20 protein-coding genes and 1 pseudogene are annotated in these 18668 nt (G+C 40.7%); 12 read left to right on the plus strand and 9 right to left on the minus strand.

From position 1 onward, the window contains the following. Window positions 1–68 precede the first annotated feature (68 nt). The 3 genes from MLC35_RS01135 to MLC35_RS01145 form a co-directional block, all read right to left on the minus strand. Entirely contained in the window at window positions 69–848 is a 780-nt protein-coding gene (locus MLC35_RS01135; RefSeq protein WP_346389172.1) for a thiazole synthase, read from the minus strand. Window positions 849–1143: 295 nt separating this feature from the next. Then, window positions 1144–2544, minus strand: coding sequence for an NAD(P)H-hydrate dehydratase (locus MLC35_RS01140; RefSeq protein WP_434637420.1), 1401 nt, complete (start codon window positions 2542–2544; stop codon window positions 1144–1146). A 2-nt stretch (window positions 2545–2546) separates the two neighbouring features. Continuing rightward, entirely contained in the window at window positions 2547–3281 is a 735-nt protein-coding gene (locus tag MLC35_RS01145) for an ATP-binding protein (protein WP_151901280.1), read from the minus strand. 68 nt (window positions 3282–3349) lie between these two features. On the opposite strand from MLC35_RS01145, the gene MLC35_RS01150 reads away from it, so the two are divergent. From MLC35_RS01150 to MLC35_RS01185, 8 genes and pseudogenes are all read left to right on the plus strand, one after another. Further along, complete coding sequence (locus MLC35_RS01150; protein WP_418640927.1) at window positions 3350–4312, plus strand: KpsF/GutQ family sugar-phosphate isomerase; 963 nt, start codon at window positions 3350–3352, stop codon at window positions 4310–4312. A gap of 2 nt (window positions 4313–4314) precedes the next feature. After that, on the plus strand, window positions 4315–5112 hold the full coding sequence (locus tag MLC35_RS01155) for a pseudouridine synthase (protein ID WP_226067307.1): 798 nt from the start codon (window positions 4315–4317) through the stop codon (window positions 5110–5112). 3 nt (window positions 5113–5115) lie between these two features. Continuing rightward, on the plus strand, window positions 5116–6300 hold the full coding sequence (locus tag MLC35_RS01160) for a replication-associated recombination protein A (protein WP_434637424.1): 1185 nt from the start codon (window positions 5116–5118) through the stop codon (window positions 6298–6300). Between the two features lie 40 nt (window positions 6301–6340). After that, the gene (locus MLC35_RS01165; RefSeq protein ID WP_418640929.1) at window positions 6341–6628 is read left to right on the plus strand and encodes a hypothetical protein; all 288 of its coding nucleotides are present in this window, start codon (window positions 6341–6343) and stop codon (window positions 6626–6628) included. A 135-nt stretch (window positions 6629–6763) separates the two neighbouring features. Further along, window positions 6764–7483: pseudogene (locus tag MLC35_RS01170) on the plus strand (nitrate- and nitrite sensing domain-containing protein); the annotation flags it as partial. Window positions 7484–7744: 261 nt separating this feature from the next. Further along, window positions 7745–8608 carry a methyl-accepting chemotaxis protein gene (locus tag MLC35_RS01175; RefSeq protein WP_418641422.1) on the plus strand — a complete coding sequence of 288 codons (864 nt, stop codon included), beginning with the start codon at window positions 7745–7747 and terminating at the stop codon, window positions 8606–8608. 8 nt (window positions 8609–8616) lie between these two features. Beyond that, entirely contained in the window at window positions 8617–9852 is a 1236-nt protein-coding gene (locus tag MLC35_RS01180; RefSeq protein WP_434637427.1) for a PP2C family protein-serine/threonine phosphatase, read from the plus strand. Between the two features lie 116 nt (window positions 9853–9968). Continuing rightward, complete coding sequence (locus MLC35_RS01185; protein ID WP_434637429.1) at window positions 9969–11273, plus strand: malic enzyme-like NAD(P)-binding protein; 1305 nt, start codon at window positions 9969–9971, stop codon at window positions 11271–11273. 37 nt (window positions 11274–11310) lie between these two features. Here MLC35_RS01185 and MLC35_RS01190 read toward each other — a convergent pair whose 3' ends face one another. Next, window positions 11311–11952, minus strand: a complete 642-nt coding sequence (locus MLC35_RS01190) for an MqnA/MqnD/SBP family protein (RefSeq protein WP_434637431.1) — start codon at window positions 11950–11952, stop codon at window positions 11311–11313. A 66-nt stretch (window positions 11953–12018) separates the two neighbouring features. Here MLC35_RS01190 and MLC35_RS01195 point away from each other — a divergent pair, with 66 nt between their 5' ends. Genes MLC35_RS01195 through MLC35_RS01210 form a run of 4 tightly spaced genes read left to right on the plus strand, consistent with a single transcriptional unit; the run spans window position 12019 to window position 14458 of the window. Then, window positions 12019–12240 carry a MoaD/ThiS family protein gene (locus tag MLC35_RS01195; protein WP_434637433.1) on the plus strand — a complete coding sequence of 74 codons (222 nt, stop codon included), beginning with the start codon at window positions 12019–12021 and terminating at the stop codon, window positions 12238–12240. A 3-nt stretch (window positions 12241–12243) separates the two neighbouring features. Continuing rightward, window positions 12244–12690, plus strand: a complete 447-nt coding sequence (locus tag MLC35_RS01200) for a molybdopterin synthase catalytic subunit (protein ID WP_151901270.1) — start codon at window positions 12244–12246, stop codon at window positions 12688–12690. Next, window positions 12687–13913, plus strand: coding sequence for a molybdopterin molybdotransferase MoeA (locus MLC35_RS01205; protein WP_434637436.1), 1227 nt, complete (start codon window positions 12687–12689; stop codon window positions 13911–13913). Before MLC35_RS01200 ends, MLC35_RS01205 begins: the two co-directional genes overlap by 4 nt. Further along, the gene (locus tag MLC35_RS01210; protein WP_434637438.1) at window positions 13913–14458 is read left to right on the plus strand and encodes a hypothetical protein; all 546 of its coding nucleotides are present in this window, start codon (window positions 13913–13915) and stop codon (window positions 14456–14458) included. The genes MLC35_RS01205 and MLC35_RS01210 overlap by 1 nt, the downstream gene beginning before the upstream one ends. 123 nt (window positions 14459–14581) lie before the next feature. On the opposite strand, the gene MLC35_RS01215 is transcribed toward MLC35_RS01210, so the two are convergent. The 5 genes from MLC35_RS01215 to MLC35_RS01235 form a co-directional block, all read right to left on the minus strand. Continuing rightward, entirely contained in the window at window positions 14582–15004 is a 423-nt protein-coding gene (locus MLC35_RS01215; protein ID WP_346389184.1) for a hypothetical protein, read from the minus strand. Between the two features lie 11 nt (window positions 15005–15015). Next, window positions 15016–15762 carry a Rieske 2Fe-2S domain-containing protein gene (locus tag MLC35_RS01220; RefSeq protein WP_434637439.1) on the minus strand — a complete coding sequence of 249 codons (747 nt, stop codon included), beginning with the start codon at window positions 15760–15762 and terminating at the stop codon, window positions 15016–15018. Window positions 15763–15775: 13 nt separating this feature from the next. Beyond that, complete coding sequence (locus tag MLC35_RS01225; RefSeq protein WP_418640935.1) at window positions 15776–17146, minus strand: FAD-dependent oxidoreductase; 1371 nt, start codon at window positions 17144–17146, stop codon at window positions 15776–15778. A 320-nt stretch (window positions 17147–17466) separates the two neighbouring features. Beyond that, entirely contained in the window at window positions 17467–18021 is a 555-nt protein-coding gene (locus MLC35_RS01230) for a ribonuclease HII (RefSeq protein WP_434637441.1), read from the minus strand. After that, window positions 18021–18500: a DUF2628 domain-containing protein gene (locus MLC35_RS01235; protein ID WP_434637443.1), complete on the minus strand. Its 480-nt coding sequence runs from the start codon at window positions 18498–18500 to the stop codon at window positions 18021–18023. The genes MLC35_RS01230 and MLC35_RS01235 overlap by 1 nt, the downstream gene beginning before the upstream one ends. Window positions 18501–18668: the final 168 nt, after the last annotated feature.

The following is an 18668-nucleotide window of genomic DNA, read 5'->3' on the forward strand; positions in this document are numbered from 1 at the left end:
TCCGTCAGATTACAAACACCCGCTCCACCGCTAAAAGCAAAGTAAAAGAACTTTGTTCTTTTACGGGACTAAAACTGTATCATACCGTCTACCGGAGATGATGCGGTTGCGTAAGGGCGTTTTGGAATTCTTCCTGCAAGGTAGCTCATTCTTCCCGCCTGTACGGCATGCTTCATAGCCTCTGCCATTACCATAGGGTTTTGTGCCTGGGCTATGGCTGTGTTTGTTAAAACACCGTCAGCACCAAGTTCCATCGCATAGGCAGCATCACTGGCACAGCCGATGCCTGCATCCACAATTACCGGCACTTTTATTGCATCGCGGATAAATACAATATTGTATGGGTTTTGAATACCCAGGCCGCTTCCGATAGGGGCGGCAAGAGGCATAACCGCATCTGCTCCGGCATCCTCAAGACGCTTTGCCATAATCGGATCATCCGAAGTGTATGCCATGATTGTAAAACCTTCTTTTGCAAGAACTTCACAGGCCTTTATGGTTTCAAGCACATCAGGGTAGAGTGTTTTTTGCGTATCGCCGATGACTTCAAGTTTGATCAGATCAATACCCGTAGCCTCGCGTGTCAAACGAAATGTCGTAATTGCTTCTTCGGCAGTCACACATCCCGCGGAGTTTGGCAGAAACTTTACATTTGTTCCGGCAAAAGTATCACGCAGATTTTCCTTGTCCGGATCTGTAATATTAAGACGTCTGACCGCAACGGTGATCAGTTCGCTTCCGCTGGCAAGTGTTGCTTCTTTTGTTGTTTCAAAAGAGTCATATTTCCCGCTTCCGACAATAAGTCTTGAACCGAGTTCATATTTTCCGATTTTTAATTTGTTATCCATTTTTTATCTGTCCTTTTTTGTTGTATTCCCTTCACAATGCTGTGGAGTAAAGAGTATGATATTTTTCGGAAGCAAGTTTCTTAAAGACACTCAGCTTAGACTTTAGTCTGAGTGCCATTAAGTTAAGAAAAAACCTGATGTTTTTCTGGAACCTGGGCCTTTGTCTTTAAAGATATAAAGCCCGCACTAAAGTATGGGTTCCGAAAAACTGTTTAACTTAATGGAATTGAGACTGAAGTCCGGGTTCCGAAAAAAGCTTATAAGAGAAATTATACGATTTATAACATAAGCAATCTTATAAATTCCCAATTCCCTGTATCAAATTCTCCGGTGTAAGAGAAAAATCAGCACCGGAGTAGTTTTGTGCCAGTTTTGTGTGTGCAAGAGATCCGTGTATTGCAGCATCGAGTGGGGTTTTTCTCTGTGCCAGCAAAGAGCCTATGAGTCCGCTCAGTACATCGCCGCTTCCTGCTTTGGCAAGTTTGGCACTGCCGTGAGGGTTTATGAAAAACGCATCTCCTGCACCGATAATAACATTTGCCCCCTTTAAGAGAAGGGTTGCATCCGGATAGGCTTTGCAAAAGAGTTCCACATAGAAAAATCGTTTTTTTTGCAGTTCCCCTACAGTGATGTCGGCAAGTTCTGTGAGTTTTAAAAGTGATACAAACTCTTTTGGATGCGGTGTGAGCACAATATTTTTACGCTCTAAAATTTCCAAAACAAGAGGCATCGCAAACAGGTCCGCATCCACCAGAAGAGGAAGACCGTTATTTAGCAGCTCTTTAAGTTCAGCATCACTGAATTCTGTTCCCAGTCCCATACCGCAGGCAATTGCAGTTGTATTAGCCGGCAGAGCATGGGCATACATGAGGGAATGAGGAATATGCAACATCTGATGATTTTCATATCCGACAAGGGTAACAAGCCCTGCACCAAATCTAAGAGCACCCAGAGCACTCATGATGGAAGCTCCCGGTTTTTCACCGCAAAGCAGGCTTAAATGGCCAAAACTGCCTTTATGGGTATTTTTTTCTTCTCTTGTCGGAAGCTGTAAATCACACAGATCCAGAAGCTGCCAGTTTGTCTGTGTTTCATAGAGTTTTCTTGTAACTCCCAAATCCAGAACTTCAATCTTTCCTGTCTGCTCTTTTGCTTCGTCCAAAAAGAGTGCTTTTTTCAAAGCCCCCATTGTCAGCGTCACATCTGCACAAAAGGTTGTTTTTGCACAGGCACCGCTTTTTGTAAGCCCGCTTGGCACATCACAGGCAATTTTAAAAGCCTTGACTGTGTTCATTACATGTAAAAGGTTTGCAATTTCTGCAGAAAATTCTCCACTGAAGCCTGTGCCGACAATGGCATCAACAAGGATATCACACTCCTGAAATTCTTTTATCTTCTTTACATGTAAAGCCTTGGCTCTTTTTTCCTGTAGCAAAGCCATTTGGGACTTTGGGTCTTTGGCATACAAAAGGCAGACATCATACTCACCATGCAAAAGCCGTGCCAAAGCGATTCCGTCTGCTCCGTTGTTGCCGCTTCCTGTGACTATGAGGATTTTCTCTTCGTTTGAGAAGTTGGCTCTTATATAGGAGGCCATGCCGTTTGCGGCATGTTCCATTAAAATATCTTCGCTTAAAAAGAACTCTTGGTAGCATCTTTGATCAAGCGGGGCAACCTCTTCAAATATCTTTTGCATAATCAGACTTCAGGAACATACTCGTCTATTTTTACCATACTGCTTTTTATATCATTAAAGAGCAGTGTAGGGTAGGCAGTTCTGTACTGGTAGTAAAAGTGGTTTTTTTTCAGTGTTTTTAAAATGGCTGTATTGAAATAGTTGGCATTGGAACATTTTCCTACATAAAGAAAGGAAAACAACAGTTTGAGATGCGGGTTCTCAAAAGTCGGATGCGGCTGTGCCAAAAATGTAAAGCCCTGTTTTTGAAGATTTGTGAAGCTGAGCATATAGAGTAAAAAATCTTCAAATTTTGTATAAAAACCGTTAAGGTTTTCAATATCATGGAAAAAATAGTAATAGTTGTCCAAAAGTTCCTGCTGGGAAATTACTTTTGAAAGTTTGCTTTTCTTCTCTCTTTTGGTGGCAAAAAAGTTAGGATTGACAGCCATATAGATATGCTTTTTTTCAGCTACAAGTGCAGCAAAAGCCTCATCAAACGCTTCGCTCTCTTCAAAACGAATATAGTTAAAGTGCTCATCTTTGTATCTGAGCTCAACATCATCCTCATGGGAATCTGCAAAGTCCATATAGAGCGTGGGTACATTATTGTCAATGACAAAATTCCTTATTTTGCAGGCCAGGTTTGTCTTGCCCGCACCCTCTTCACCCAAAATCAATGTATTGTGTGTGAGCATTCTGTTTTCTAATCTTAAAGCATCAATAGTATCCAAATATCTACCAATAACATTTCTCATAGCATGTCCTTAAAAATCATATTTTTAGTATTATATCTTCTTGATGATAAAAAAGGTATAATTAGACTATGAATTATAAAACAATTGCACAGGAAACATTAAATATCGAAGCAAATACCCTGCTCAATGCGGCAAAAAACATTGATGATGCCTTTAACAAAGCTGTAGAAATCATACTTGCATGCAAAGGCAAACTTGTTGTGAGCGGTGTTGGAAAAAGCGGACTTATCGGTGCAAAAATGGCGGCTACCTTTGCCTCGACAGGAACACCGAGCTTTTTTCTGCACCCAACAGAAGCACTGCATGGCGATCTTGGCATGATAGACAAAAATGATGTTGTTATTGCTATCAGTTATTCAGGCGAAAGCGAAGAACTCAGTTCTATTTTGCCGCATATCAAACGTTTTGGCATACCGCTTATAGGCATGACACGGGACAAACACTCAACGCTTGGACAGTACAGTGATGTAGTCATTCAGGTTGTTGTTGAAAAAGAGGCCTGTCCTCTCAATATCGCACCGACAAGCTCGACAACACTGACGCTTGCACTCGGTGATGCCCTGGCTGTGGCTCTGATGAAGGCCAGAGATTTTAAAAAGAGTGATTTTGCTTCTTTTCATCCCGGCGGCGCTTTGGGAAAAAAACTTTTTATTAAAGTGAAAAATCTGATGAAAAGTGATGATCTGCCTGTAGTTTCAAAAGATGCAAAAGTAAAAGATGCTATTTTGAAAATAAGCGAAGGCAGGCTCGGAACTGTTTTGATAACCGATAATGCAGGAAAGCTTGCAGCACTTATGAGTGACGGCGATGTCCGCCGGGCACTTTTAAGAGATGACTTTTCACTTGAAGATGATGTGCTTAAATATGCCACATCTGATCCTATGAGCATAGATGATGAAGAGATGCTTGCGAGTGATGCACTTGTTTTAATAGAAGAGAAAAAAATCCAGCTTCTGGTTGTAACAGACAAGGACAAAAAGATACAGGGCGTACTTCATATTCATACGCTCATAGAAAAAGGAATTTCATAATAATGAGACTAAACAAATATATTGCACACTATTCAACCTACTCAAGACGAGAGGCTGACAAGGCTGTCCAAGACGGTTATGTCCGTGTAAACGGAGAGATAGAAACGAATCCTGCAACACAGATACAAGAGGGTGTGGATATTGTCTATATCAGCGGCAAACAGGTTTCTCCTCAGGAAAAATACACGGTGATTGTGTATAACAAACCAAAAGGAGAACTTGTTACAAAGAATGACCCAAAAGGCAGACGCACAATTTACGACTCTTTAAGCAAAGAGTTTAAGCATTTTATTCCTGTCGGCCGGCTTGACTTTGCAAGTGAAGGACTGCTGCTTCTGACAGATGCCTCCCATGTAGCGACGGCGCTGATGGAGTCAGATCTTGAGAGAATTTACAAGATTAAAATCAAAGGGATGGTGACTCCGGACATGGAGGATGCCATGCTCAACGGGATCTATCTGGATGATGCAAGTGCCGGAGCGCATTCGCATTCCAAAATTACTTCGATGGACATAAAACCTTTTATAGGCTATAAGATTCAAAAGAATCAGCCCAACTACTCCATCCTCAAAGTAGCGCTAAAAGAGGGGAAAAACCGTGAACTTCGCCGCTTTTTTGCACACTTTGGCGCAGAGGTGGCTGATCTCAAACGTGTAAGTTTTGCTGAAATCGAATTAAACAATCTGCCAACGGGCAAAACAAGATATTTGACGCGCAGTGAGTATTCTGCACTCTACAAATTTTTAAAAGAAGAGAAAAAGAGAGCCAGAGAGAAAAAGAGAAAAGAAGAAAAAGAGTAGGAGATGGATTTTACACATCTGCTGCGACCTGCAAATTTTGATGAGATAACAGGACAGGAGCATTTAACAGCAAAAGATGCGCCTTTGCGTGTTTTATGTGAAAAAGAAGTACTTGGTCACAGTTTTTTTTATGGACCTGCCGGTGTTGGAAAGACATCACTTGCCAGAGTCATAGCAAAAACTATGCAGCTCCCTTTTTATGAGTTTAATGCCACTTCGCTGAAAGTCGAACAGCTTCGTAAAATATTTGATCAGTATAAAAATGCTCTGCAAAAGCCGCTTATATTTATAGATGAGGTGCATAGGCTTTCAAAAAATCAGCAGGAGGTTTTATTGCCGGTGATGGAAAACAATTCTGTGCTCATCATAGGCGCTTCAACTGAAAACCCTTTTTATTCGCTTACCTCTGCAATCCGTTCACGCTCTATGCTTTTTGAGCTCAAAAGTATCTCCCATGCCGGTTTGGAAAAACTGTTACTGAGAGCACTGAATAAAACTAATATTGTCCTTGAGGAGGATGCAAAAGAGTACCTCATAGCTTCAAGCGGCGGAGATGCCAGAGCGATGCTCAATCTGTTGGAATTTGCCGCCAACATCAATGAAACAGTGACTCTGAAGTTGTTGCAGTCGCTCCGTCCCAATGCTCTGCAGGCCGGAAGCAGTGAAGACGGTGTACATTATGACCTGACGTCAGCGCTGATTAAGTCTATTCGCGGCAGTGATGCGGATGCAGCGATTTATTACCTTGCACGTTTGATTGCAGGCGGAGAGAGTGCCGACTTTATCGCCAGACGGCTTGTAATCCTGGCAAGCGAAGATGTCGGGAATGCAAACCCGCAGGCTCTGACATTGGCGACCTCCTGCCTGACAAGTGTAAGCAAGATAGGCTATCCGGAGGCAAGAATTATCCTGGCACAGGCGGTTATTTATCTCTGTGCCTCTCCAAAATCCAATTCTGCATATTTGGCAATAAACAAAGCTTTAAAGAGTGTGAAAGAGGGTAACATTGCAGAAATCCCGAAAAATATCACAAACAATAATGAAAACTATTTGTATCCCCACGATTTTGGCGGCTATGTCGAACAAAACTATCTTGCAAAACCGATGCATTTTGTGGAGTTAAAAGAGATAGGCTATGAAAAAAAGATGAAAGAGTGGATAAAAATTATAAAACACTCATCAAAATAATGATATACTTGAAAAAATACTTTTCAGCAAGGAAGATTTTATGACTATTTCAGTGTCTGCAAATACTGTAACTATAAACGGAAATATCAAATCGATACAGGACTATCAACAGATTAAAGAGACGATAGATACGCTCAGAACAACACACAGGCATATTGTTCTCATAATCAAAGATTCCATATCCATCACCTCCTCTGTAATTGGGTATTTAAACAAACTTGTTTTAAAGGACAATGTTGATTTACATGTGGAAGTAGGCGATGAACAGCTTATGGAGCTTTTTGAAGATCTGAATCTTGTCTCTTTATTTCACGTAAAAAAGGTATAAAAAATGACTATAAAAAGCAAACTCAATCTTATTACCGCAATTGTTGTCTCTTTTGCGTTGGTAATTATAGGATTGACGGTTAACACAGCGCTGAAAGAAGATACTGTTGTACAACAGTCAAAGATGTTGAATGTAATGTCTCAAAAACTGAGTCTGTTGATTCATGAGACGCAAAAAGAGAGAGGGGCAAGTGCCGGTTATTTGGGTTCGAAGGGGAAGAAATTTGCAGGTATTCTTCCTAAACAAAGAGAACTGACAGATAAAAGGAACCAGGAGTTCAAAGAGTATCTCAAGACATTGGATTTAAACGATTTTCCAAAAGAACTTCAAGATCAGATTCGTGGACTGCAAGAATATATGAATAAAATCAGTCAAATCAGAAATCTTGTTGACAGTTTCAGTATCAGTGTTGCAAAAGAAGTTGCATATTATACAAAGATGAATAGGAAGATTTTAAATATTGTCGGATTGAGTGCAAAACTGGCATCGACTCCTGAACTGGTCAAAGCCCTGGACGCCTATACAAACTTTTTAAAATCAAAAGAGAGAGCGGGGATAGAGCGTGCGGTACTGAGTGCTACATTTTCTGCAGACAGGTTTGCTCCGGGAATGTATGCCAAGTTTGTTACACTTGTGGCGCAGCAGGACGCTTATATAGATGCATTCTTAACGATGGCGACAGACAGGGCAAAGCAACTTTACAGAAGCACAATGAACTCTCCTGCTGTGGATAAAGTAAACAAAATGAGAGAAATTGCCCAAACAAAAGCAAATGAAGGTAATTTTGGGGTTGACAGTGTTGTCTGGTTTCAAACCATTACAAAAAAGATAAATCTTTTAAAACATGTAGATGATGAACTTGCCAAAAACAATGATGCAATTTTGGCAAAAATAGAATCAGAATATAAAAAACGGACAGTCGTTACTCTTGTAAGTTATATTGCTTTTGCAATTATTATTTTTATCATCATTATGACAATCAGCAGAGGCGTAAACAAAAGCGTGCAAAGCTCTTTGGAAAAAATAAAATGCGTTTCGAGTGATCTTGACCTTACATGTAACATCATTGTAGAAGGCAATGATGAAATTTCCCAAATTTCCAAAGCTTTACATGTAATGATCAGTGCCTTTAAAGAGACAGTTCTGAGTGTTACCGATGTCTCAAGAAGAAACCAAAATGAATCTGAGAGATTACGGGATGTCGTGATTACTTTAAAAGAAAACAGTGAAGTGGAAGACGGCAAAATCAGTGTGGTCAATGAACTGGCGGTAGATATTGGTAATAAACTCGATACGGTAGAAGAATCTACTGTGACAGTGACAGAAGATTTACAGACAACATCGAATTTCTTAGAAGAGTTTATAAGCAAACTGAGTACAGTGGTAGAGTCTATAGAAGAGGGCAGTTCACAACAGCAGGAGCTTGTTCAAAAAGTCAGCGAGTTGACAGAACAGGCAAAAAATATCAAAGATGTGCTGGAGATTATTTCAGATATTGCAGATCAGACAAATCTGCTTGCACTCAACGCCGCTATTGAAGCAGCCCGTGCCGGGGAACATGGTCGAGGTTTTGCCGTAGTTGCCGATGAAGTGAGAAAACTTGCCGAGCGTACACAAAAATCCTTAAGCGAAATCAGTGCAAATGTAAATCTCATTACCCAAAATGTAGTTGAAATCGCCGAAGAGACACAGCATACCTCACAAAGTATGGATCAGATTGCAGAATCCGCGCAGGAACTAATCGTAGCATCCAATGATACAAAAGAGAATCTGATGCAGACAAAAGAGAGCTCCACTGATGTCATGCACCAAAGCATATACATAGCAACAAAAACAAAAGAGCTTGTGAGTACGATGGATGAGATTGTTGTTGTTTCTACAAAAAACAATGAGCTGCGCACAACGATAGAAGCTGTTGTCTCAACACTTTCTCAGGATGCCGCTGCTTTAAAAAATGAACTCAGTAAATTTAAAATTTAGTCCAAACAATGCAGGAAAAGAGTACAGATAAATCATTACAGGAGAAAGATGCCTATGCCGCCTACCAGGAAGAGCTGGCATTTCAAAAAGAGCTCAATATCCTGAGAAATGATTTTTATTACAAGATGATTGATTCTAAAGATATTTCACTGGTAGACTTTTTTTATCAGCCTCTTGACACACTGAGCGGGGATGCCTATTCTGCTCGAAGAATCAATGAAGACAAAACTTTTTACTTTCTTGTTGACGGGATGGGAAAAGGATTGAGTGCTTCACTCAGTGCCATGGCTGTGACAGTCTTTGTCAATCATTTGATAGACAAAATGATAGAGTATGAGAATTTCAGTCTTGATATACTGATTCAAGAGTCTATGGATTTTATGAAGCCTATCTTGCTTGATGAGGAAGCTCTGTCTGTAGACTATATTTTATTTGACAACTACTCTTTTGAATTGGAATATGCCAAATTTGCAATGCCGCCTTTTTTACTTGAGGACAATGCAGGCAATGTGATAAAAATCAAATCAAACAATCCGCCGATGAGCAAGTGGAGCGAAACATACAAGATAGACAATTGCTCTGTAAAAAATATACATAAATTTCTTTTTTACAGTGACGGCATAGTAGAAAACAATACTGTAGAGGGAATCGTATATAACAGTTTTATTGAAAATGATTTTATAGACTCTTTTACCCGAGAAGAGATGAAAAAACATGTATTGGAAAAAATTGCCATACAGGAAGATGATTTTACTTTTATATTTATCAACAGATTAGAATTAAATGAAACAACACTGATCAGTGCAAAGGTTTTTGAAACAACGCTGGATGCCGTTGAAGAAGCAAATAACTGGTATGATGGTATTTGTCGGAATCATTGCAGCGGGCTTGCTTTTAATGAACTTTTTATGAATGCATACGAGCACGGAAATCTGGGTATTGATTCTGAAATAAAACATCAGTTGCTTGAGCAGGATAAATATTTTGAGACACTGGTTTCGCTTGAAAAAGAGTGTACAAAAAAAATAACCGTAAAAATATATAATATCAAAACTGCATCTGCCCAATACAGAGTGACACAAATCACAGATGAGGGAGAGGGATTTGACACAAATCAGCTGGCGACAATCTTTAGAAATTCAAAAAAATTCAATGGTCGCGGAGTTTTTGTCTCCCGTAAAAACTCTATGGGCATATACTACAACTCAAAAGGCAACAGTGTCCTTTTTCTAACAAAGGTCTAAAAGTCTCTGCAGAGTGCGGAATAATTTCACAACGGATACATCCACTTGGAACCGGTACTTCAGTGCCGGCTGGTGTTGGCAGCAGATTTGAAATATAAACAACAAGGATAACAATTATGGCAGAGAAACCATCATTTAAACAGGCGTCACTGGATTACCACAAAGCCAAAAGTGAGTTTGACACAAACGGAAAAACAGGAACACTGCTGACAAAACCGTGCACAACACAAGAAGAGCTCTCAATGGCCTACAGTCCCGGTGTCGCATATCCGTGTCTGGAGGTACAAAAAGATGCAGACCTTGCCTATGAATATACCAACAAAGGAAATCTGGTTGCAGTGATAAGTGACGGCACAGCGGTCCTCGGGCTTGGTGACATCGGTCACTTGGCGGGAAAACCGGTGATGGAGGGTAAAGGTGTTTTGTTCAAATCTTTTGCAAATATTGATGCTGTTGATATTGAACTCAACACAAAAGATACAGATGCAATTGTGAATATTGTTGCATCGATGGCTGACAGTTTTGGCGGCATCAATCTGGAAGATATCTCAGCACCAAGATGTTTTGAAATAGAAGAACGACTCAAAGAGATTTGCAATGTTCCTGTTTTTCATGATGATCAGCATGGGACAGCTGTTATTACAACAGCAGGGCTGATGAATGTTGCCCAAATGAGCAATAAAAATATACAGGATCTCAAAGTCGTCATTATTGGTGCCGGAGCAGCGGGAATTGCCTGCGGGAAAATGTATAAGGCTTTGGGCGTGAAAAATATTACCATGCTTGATTCCAAAGGGGTTATTCACAGCGGCAGAAGCGATCTCAACAAATACAAAAAACTTTTTGCATTTGAGACAGCTGACAGAAGTTTGGCAGATGCAATGAAAAACGCAGATATGGTGCTTGGGCTCTCCCGACCTGACCTTATCACACCCCAAATGGTAAAATCCATGTCCCGGACAAATCCCATTATTTTTGCCTGTGCAAATCCAAACCCCGAAATTACCCCTGCGGATGCAAAAAAAGCGCGGCCGGATGTGATTATTGGAACCGGTAGAAGTGATTACCCCAATCAGGTAAACAATGTACTCGGTTTTCCGCAGATTTTTCGCGGTGCATTGGATGTAAGAGCAACAAAAATTACTGAAAATATGAAACTTGCAGCTTCACATGCTTTGGCCGCTCTGGCAAAAGAGCCGGTTCCAAAACATGTAAAACAGATACATCACAAAGAAAATATGGAGTTTGGGCACGAGTATATTATTCCCTCGCCTTTTGACAGACGGGTTTTGGTGTATGTCGCTTCCGCGGTTGCCAAAGCAGCGATACAAGACGGTGTTGCCCGTGTAAAGGATTTTGACACTGATGCGTATAAAATAAAACTGCAAAGATTAGCGGATCATTTAGACGGTAAAATTTAAGCAGCCGTTTTCGGAACCCGTACTTCAGTGCGGGCTGTTACAGTAATTTATAAAATTTCTTGAGACCTTTTTTTGCCTTGCAGTCAAGTTTATAAGAGATAAGCTGCAGATAATCAAGTATATCAGCGGGGGCAACATTTGTCTTTTTTGATGCTTTTTGCAGAAGATACTGCGGGATTTTTATCTCTCTTTTGAGGAATGCTTTTTCTATCTTTTTGTACTGCTTTTGGTTTTTGTGATAACATAAAAGCGCAAAAACAAAAGGCAGATGATACTTTTCATTCCACAGTTGTGCCAAATCAATATAGTCATTATTTACAAGCGCATAACGCAATGCTTTGTCTCCTATGAGTACTTCGCCCTTTACATGTAAGAGCTCTGCCAAAAGGTTGGATGAAGCAGATTCAATATCTGTTTTATTCTGTACCGAGGGAATAACAATAACGCTTCTGACCTCTTTTTTTGCAATGATTCCAAGGTTTACATGTTTGCTCTTTTTTGCTTTGATACTTGAGATAAATGCGGCATCAACACGTCTGTTTAAAAAAGCATCGTTTATTTTTGCCGGAACATTTTTTTTGTATTCCATCTGTAGCTTTTGCTGTGTGCTTCGTGTAAATCGCTTCATAAATACATGAAAAGGCAAGAGATTGAGGTATTCTATTTTTCCAAAAATCATGCGTAATTATACATCACTTAACTTATCTTAGATATAATTAGAGTAATTTAAGATGAGGATGTTGTTTTGGTAAGAGTAGAATTTTTAGGACCGATACAAAAAGAGGCGTTGGAATTAGAAATAACCAATCTCAATGAACTGGCAGCAATTTTGCAAAAAGACGAAGAGGTAAAAGAGTGGCTTGACAATTGTGCGGTGGCAGTGAACGATAATCTTGTGACCTCTTTGGAGTGTGAGCTTAAAAACGGAGATAAAATCTCTTTGCTTCCTCCTGTTTGCGGAGGCTGAGATTTGTTGCAACTATATAACAATTCACTGGATGTGCCGAAAATCCTGCAGGAATGGTATGAAGAAGAGGCGAAAAGCAATTATGGCGCATATATCCCTTTTGTCGGAACAGTACGCAGCGAAGACGGCATTGAAGGACTGAGTTTTGATATCTATGAACCGATTTTGGAAGCATGGTTTAAAAACTGGCAGAAAAAAGCAGAAGAAAAAGGTGCTGTGGTCAAAATGGCTCACTCCCGCGGAGATGTAATGCTGCATGAATCTTCATATATTGCCGCAGTCTTTTCACCAAAAAGACGGGTGGCCCTGGAACTTATAGACGAATTTGTAGAAGATTTCAAAGCATCCGCGCCGATATGGAAATATGATTTGAAAAACGGACAGAGAGTCTATGCAAAAGACCGCTCAACCGCAATAAAAGGCAGCGGAATTTTAGGAGCAAAACAATGAGTATAACAGGAACTGATTTTATCTCTTTTGAGACAAGCCAAAATATGCTGGAGCTTTTACAGGTAAACAACCACAGGTATGAAAGAGTGCCTTTAAGCGATGCGTTAGGCCGTGTGTTGGCAGAGGACATTGTGGCCGAATTTAATGATCCGCAGTTTCCTACCGCTTCCATGGACGGGTATGCGGTGCGTCATGAAGATTTGCAAAACGGCATACTGGCTGTTCTCGGTGACAACCCTGCGGGACATGATGAGATACGGGTACTGTCTGCAGGGGAATCTATTAAAACATTTACAGGTTCGATGATGCCGCAGGGAAGTGATACGCTGATTCAGATAGAGAATGTCAGCTACAGTGACGGCAAGATAATTATCAATGAACCGGTTGAAAAAGGCAATGCGGTGCGTCCGGTCGGTGAAGGATACGGAGCAGGGGATGTGCTTATTCAAAAAGGCACAAAAATAGGTTTTGCCCAAATCGGTGTAATGGCCGGACTCAATCAGGTGATGGTAAAAGTAGCCCTTCGCCCCCGTGTCGCAGTTATCGCAACCGGAAGCGAGATACTCGATCTGGGCGAAAATTCTGATAACCCTGCCCAGATAAGAAGTTCAAACAATTATACGCTTGCAGCACTTTTTGAGTCGGCCGGTGCAGAGGTCATACAGCTTGGAACTGCTCCCGATGACAGAGATACTATTATGAAAACGTTTGAGAACGCTTTGGAGTCTGCAGATATTTTGGTGAGTACCGGCGGAGTGAGTGTCGGTGATTATGACTTTGTAAAAGACATTATTCCCCGTTTGGGTGCAGAAGTGGTCTATAAAGGTGTCGGTATCAAGCCAGGGCGACATATTATGGTTGCGCAGCGCGGGCACAAGTTTATTCTGGCGTTGCCGGGATTTGCCTACTCTTCAACAGTTACAGCGATTTTGTATGCACTGCCGCTGATTGCAAAAATGCTTGGCAAAAAAGCTCCGTACAGAACTGTTGCTGCAAAACTGCAGGAAGATTTTACAAAACGAAGCCGGTTTACTGAGTTTACCGCATGCAATATTGTGGTAGAGGACGGTGAGTATTTTGTGAATTTCAAAGGAAAGAAAGTAGGAAGTTCTGCCATTTTGACAAATATGCTTCATGAGAGCGCATTAATGATTACAGGCGAAGATGACAAGTTCCTGGAAGCGGGAACATCTGTGAATGTTATTTTACTGGATACTTTTTAATGAAAGCGCTGAGTATAGACAATCAGACACTGGCGGTTGAAGAGATTGATATTACCATGGCTGCAAATACCGTATATACTTTTTTCAGTTCAATTTTAATTGACGAACTGGCAGGTCTGAAAGAACATGTAATATATACAGATGCAAATGCCCTGAGTGAAAAGAAAAAACCCTATTTCATAGGAGAACAGCTTCTTTTGGGGGATGCCCTGATCTTGGGCAGAGACGGTTTTGACGATGTGGATGCCAAAATTGCCAAAGAAGAACTGCATTCTTTAATCAATCCCGAGGTAAATGCATTTTACAAAGAAGTACTGGATGTGCTTGCCGATACTGACATAAATCTCTACAAAACATTCACGGTGGAAAAAAACGGCGAAAAAATTGCGCTCAACACCGAATGGGTACTTTATACATTTAATATTGCCGACGAGAGAACAAAAGAGTATTTTATCAATGAATTGAAAAAAGCGGTTGCAGCGAAAAACAATGTTGCAGAATATATGCAAAAAATGGCACAGCTTGCCATGAATGTCGCAGCATAACCCACTGTTTTCGGAATCCGTACTTTAGTGCGGACCCTGTGTCACGACAGGTTGTCAATGCAGTGCTCACACCAGGCCGGCACTGAAGTACCGGTTCCGAGGTCATTTCACTCCGATTCCTTCTTATTTTAATTTCCAGGCATTTGCTCTTATTCGGGAGTGGCATGATGTACACTGTCTGATAATCTGGGAATAATCTTCTATGGCATCATCTATGTTTTCATTGTTGAGAGATACAATCATATCATCCGCATACATTGTAATCATTTTAGCTCTTTTTTGAGCGAACTTGTCCGCATAGGCTTCATTTGCAGGAAGGTAACTTCTTGCATCTGTTGTTGTCAGTGAACCAATTGCACTCTTTAGTTTGTTGACGCCCTCTGTCATACCCTCTTTGTTGTAGTAAAACCCTGCCGTTTGAATCTGATTGACTGCCTGTAACATTTTGCGCATATCTGAAGCAAGTTCTGACTGTTTGAGCGTATCGCCTGCCTGAAGAGACGAAGAGAAGATGAAAATTGCTGTCATGATGAGTAGTGACTTCACTTTGCTATCCTTTAGTATCTTATAATATCTTTTGTAAACTCTGCAAGAGTTACAGTCTGGGCTTTGTCTTTTACAAGTTTTTTTGCTTTTCTTTTTCCGCCATACTGCTCTTTAAGTTCTGGTTTAAATGCTCTGAAAAACTCATGAAATTTATCCGGGCCCAAAACACCGACAGCCCATATGGTATCATCATCATGATGCTCCAATACAATCGAAGCCAAAGGCTGCGGTGCAGGGCCGCCAAGTACTTTTGCTCCTTTTTTGGGATCATACACCGATAAATGAGAACCGCATACTATTACCTCTCCTTTGTCATGACAGGGCATACTTTTGGTACAGCCCATAGTTTTGCCCCCTGTTTTGAGGTACGATATAAATGTGTCACTTTTGTTGATATGTGTAAGCTGGTGCGGGCAGATGGATGAGAAAGCAACAATGTTTCTTTCTTTGCCGACTCCGCCTTTCCATATATATTGGACACCGTCTTCACTTGTCAGTTTGACATTTTTCTCTGTAGGATGAGGCAGAGCAATCAACATACAGCTTGTTCCCGCATACGGATAGTTAAAAACATAATTAACCTCTTTGTCCAACTGTGATGCCAACAAAGGCTTGCCCTCGGCATCACTCAGCTGTACTTTCTTGTACGATGTATAGAGTGTACCATCCTCGGCATAGAGTCTGCCCTCTATCAAAGAAGGTGCTACAGCGACAACGCCAACACCTCCGACTACTTTTAAAAAGTCTCTTCTTTGCATGCAAAACTCCCTGTTACGCGTTAAACATATCTCTAAACATACCTTTTGCCCATTCATTCAGAGCTTTTCCGTTGTTTAGGCCTGTTTTGCCGCGCCATTGCTGTGAAAGATCGACATTTGTAAATCCTTTGAGTTTTTTGCCCTCAAACTCATACTCTGCCCTGACGGAAATCGCATGTATCGGTCCGGCTGAAACAGCAGAATAACAGACTGTCAGCGGAGACTTCCAAGGAATGTCTTTTTTGCCGTTGACTCTTTGTGCTATAAGTTTCCCGATATAGTGACCTTCAGAATTTGATGTATTGCCTGATTTGGAGTAACCCATCGGACGTGCATCACCGGAGACAAAAATATCTTTTTCGCCTATAACCTCATAGGTAAACGGGTCAATATTCCCTACTTTCTTGTTAAATACATTGTCTTTTGCAACGCCGCAGACCTCCAAGAGCTTTCCGCCTCTGACATGCGGATAAAATGCAGCATCTTCAAAGGAATACTCATCATCAAATTCACCCGCGACAACAACTTTTTTATCTAAATCTATGCTCATAATTTTAGAGTTTGGATGGTACTCGATATAGTCTTTGTACATTTCGTCAAAAGAGGACTGGAATCCCTCTTTTTTGATCGTTATATCCGGATTTTCATCAAGAAGGATCACCTTGCCCTCAATCTCGTTTTTCTTAAAATAATCTGCTATCAGACAGGCTCTTTCATAAGGAGCAGGCAGACATCTGTAGTTTCCGCCGGGAACCGTCAGTATAAAATTACCGCCCTCAAAATCTTCCAGTTTTGCTTTGAGTGTCATGTGCTCGCTTCCGGGAATAAAGGCGGCAGGATACTCGCTGCGAAGCCTCTGTTCTGTAACAGTATCGACATTCCATGCACTGTAGTCATAGTCTATACCGGGAGCCAGTACCAGATAGTCATATTTGATGTCTCCGTTGCTTGTTTTAATGATTTTGTTTGCTTTGTCTATACCGATAGCCGTAGCATTAAAGTATGTATATTTGTTTTCGCGGGCTGCCTGTAAATAATCATGTGTTAAGAATTCCAAATCCACTTCACCCACAAGATACAGGTTGCTTATAGGACAGGATATAAACTCTGTTCTTTGTTCCACTAAAACAACATCCGCATTGGGTGCGAATTTTTTTGTGTATTTTGCGATAGACAAACCGCTCCATCCGCCGCCTACAATCACTACTCTTTTGCCGGTTGCCGGAGGAAGAGGGGCCGGTGTGCCCATACCTACACTGCTGTTTGTTTTGTTTTGTTTTTTTGAGGGTTTTGCTTCACCATAAGCGCACCCGGTCAAAGTTGTAGCAGCTGCAGCTACACTGATAGCACCAAGTCTCAGGGCATCTCTACGATTCATATTCATTTCATTCTCCTGTAAAGTTAAATATACTTTAAAAACAAAAACTTGTTTTCAATCAGGAAAATAGTATTACTGCTCGTCTTAAGCAATCTTAAAATATAAAATTAATTTATAATATTAAAGCATTAATCTTTTAATAATTATAATTATAAATTATTATTGTGCTGTTTTTGACCGTGTGTGAAAATGAAAGTTTCATACAGCAGGGCTTTTGAAACAGTTTGAGTTTATTTAAAATAATTTTATCACAAAAATGTAATATAGTTAAAATATTTTAATGATGTGTATAAAAGTAACATATACGAAATATTAAAAGTCTATTTTTAATCGAAGAGTGTAGATTCCAGTGCCTTTATTTTGTAACTTCTGCGATGAATTTCACAGTAGCCATACTTTTTTATCATGGCTACATGTAACTTGGTGCCGTAGCCTTTGTGCTTTTCAAACTGATACTGGGGGTATTTTTTTGCCTGTTCCAAAATATCTCTGTCATGTGCAACTTTAGCAAGGATGGATGCAGCACTTACCTCGGGGACTTTACCGTCAGCCTTGATCATAGTTGTCAGGTTTTGTACTCCATAGCTTTGGTTGCCGTCAAACAGATACTCATCCGCCTGCAGATTTTTCATAATTTTATGAAGCCCTTTTTTTAAACATGCAGATATTCCGTTGTTGTCTATCTCCTGTGCAGAAAATTTGACGATATGATAACTTGCATTTTTGACAATCAAGGTATAAAGAGCTTCACGCTTTTTGGCTGTCAGTTTTTTTGAATCATGCAGTCCGACAATGGTATTGTGCAAAATACAGCCGGCCATTACCAAATCTCCCGCCAGAGGTCCGCGCCCGGCCTCATCTATACCACAGAGCAAATGCATCAGTTCATGCTCGCCATGGTAAACATTACAGAAACAATATATAAGAAAAAGAGGCAAACAAAGAGAACATAGACCCATACAACCCATTGATTGTATCCGCCAACTTCTTTCATTGTCTCAATACGTTTTTGCGGATCCGCAATAGCATTTTCTATCTCGGCTTTTTTCTGTTTATAGCCTTTGTATACAAAATAGGTAGAAAAACCGCCTGCAAGTATGGCAACGAGCAATCCGCCAAAGGGTATGGCAGTGGCCAATATGGAAAGCACAAAGAGCACAAGTGCAGGGACATACTGTTTTCTGTAAAGCAAAAAGGCCCATCCGCCAAAAAAAGCCCACCAGCTCCAAACCCATTTCATCGTGTCAATCCCGTTGACATCAAATTTGGAAAATGCCTGTTGGTACCAGAATGTTTTTTCCGGTTTGTTCACAAAAGCCTCCAGCATTGCTTTTTCATATTCGTCTTGAGGTAATTGCATAAACTTTCCCTGTTTGTTTTATATAACGTATTATAATGAAAGAAGTTAATAAAGTACAGCTTTGCCGACAAAAGTCAGCCAATTCGCCAGCCACTTCCGGCCCGCACTGAAGTACGGGTTCCAAAAAAGCCGGAAATCTCCCTGGAACCGGTACTTCAGTGCCGGCTG

The organism is Sulfurimonas sp. NW7, assembly GCF_051132265.1.
Taxonomy (GTDB): domain Bacteria; phylum Campylobacterota; class Campylobacteria; order Campylobacterales; family Sulfurimonadaceae; genus Sulfurimonas; species Sulfurimonas hydrogeniphila.

What these genes read in the sequence shown, in the direction of transcription:
- MLC35_RS01185 (WP_434637429.1), top strand. Translation starts at nt 9,969, where the DNA reads ATGGCAGAGAAACCATCATTTAAACAGGCGTCACTGGATTACCACAAA.
- MLC35_RS01165 (WP_418640929.1), top strand. Translation starts at nt 6,341, where the DNA reads ATGACTATTTCAGTGTCTGCAAATACTGTAACTATAAACGGAAATATC.
- MLC35_RS01220 (WP_434637439.1), bottom strand. Translation starts at nt 15,762, where the DNA reads ATGCAAAGAAGAGACTTTTTAAAAGTAGTCGGAGGTGTTGGCGTTGTC.
- MLC35_RS01175 (WP_418641422.1), top strand. Translation starts at nt 7,745, where the DNA reads ATGATCAGTGCCTTTAAAGAGACAGTTCTGAGTGTTACCGATGTCTCA.
- MLC35_RS01205 (WP_434637436.1), top strand. Translation starts at nt 12,687, where the DNA reads ATGAGTATAACAGGAACTGATTTTATCTCTTTTGAGACAAGCCAAAAT.
- MLC35_RS01140 (WP_434637420.1), bottom strand. Translation starts at nt 2,544, where the DNA reads ATGCAAAAGATATTTGAAGAGGTTGCCCCGCTTGATCAAAGATGCTAC.
- MLC35_RS01160 (WP_434637424.1), top strand. Translation starts at nt 5,116, where the DNA reads ATGGATTTTACACATCTGCTGCGACCTGCAAATTTTGATGAGATAACA.
- MLC35_RS01155 (WP_226067307.1), top strand. Translation starts at nt 4,315, where the DNA reads ATGAGACTAAACAAATATATTGCACACTATTCAACCTACTCAAGACGA.
- MLC35_RS01235 (WP_434637443.1), bottom strand. Translation starts at nt 18,500, where the DNA reads ATGCAATTACCTCAAGACGAATATGAAAAAGCAATGCTGGAGGCTTTT.
- MLC35_RS01180 (WP_434637427.1), top strand. Translation starts at nt 8,617, where the DNA reads ATGCAGGAAAAGAGTACAGATAAATCATTACAGGAGAAAGATGCCTAT.
- MLC35_RS01190 (WP_434637431.1), bottom strand. Translation starts at nt 11,952, where the DNA reads ATGATTTTTGGAAAAATAGAATACCTCAATCTCTTGCCTTTTCATGTA.
- MLC35_RS01145 (WP_151901280.1), bottom strand. Translation starts at nt 3,281, where the DNA reads ATGAGAAATGTTATTGGTAGATATTTGGATACTATTGATGCTTTAAGA.
- MLC35_RS01230 (WP_434637441.1), bottom strand. Translation starts at nt 18,021, where the DNA reads ATGCATTTGCTCTGTGGTATAGATGAGGCCGGGCGCGGACCTCTGGCG.
- MLC35_RS01210 (WP_434637438.1), top strand. Translation starts at nt 13,913, where the DNA reads ATGAAAGCGCTGAGTATAGACAATCAGACACTGGCGGTTGAAGAGATT.
- MLC35_RS01150 (WP_418640927.1), top strand. Translation starts at nt 3,350, where the DNA reads ATGAATTATAAAACAATTGCACAGGAAACATTAAATATCGAAGCAAAT.
- MLC35_RS01225 (WP_418640935.1), bottom strand. Translation starts at nt 17,146, where the DNA reads ATGAATATGAATCGTAGAGATGCCCTGAGACTTGGTGCTATCAGTGTA.
- MLC35_RS01135 (WP_346389172.1), bottom strand. Translation starts at nt 848, where the DNA reads ATGGATAACAAATTAAAAATCGGAAAATATGAACTCGGTTCAAGACTT.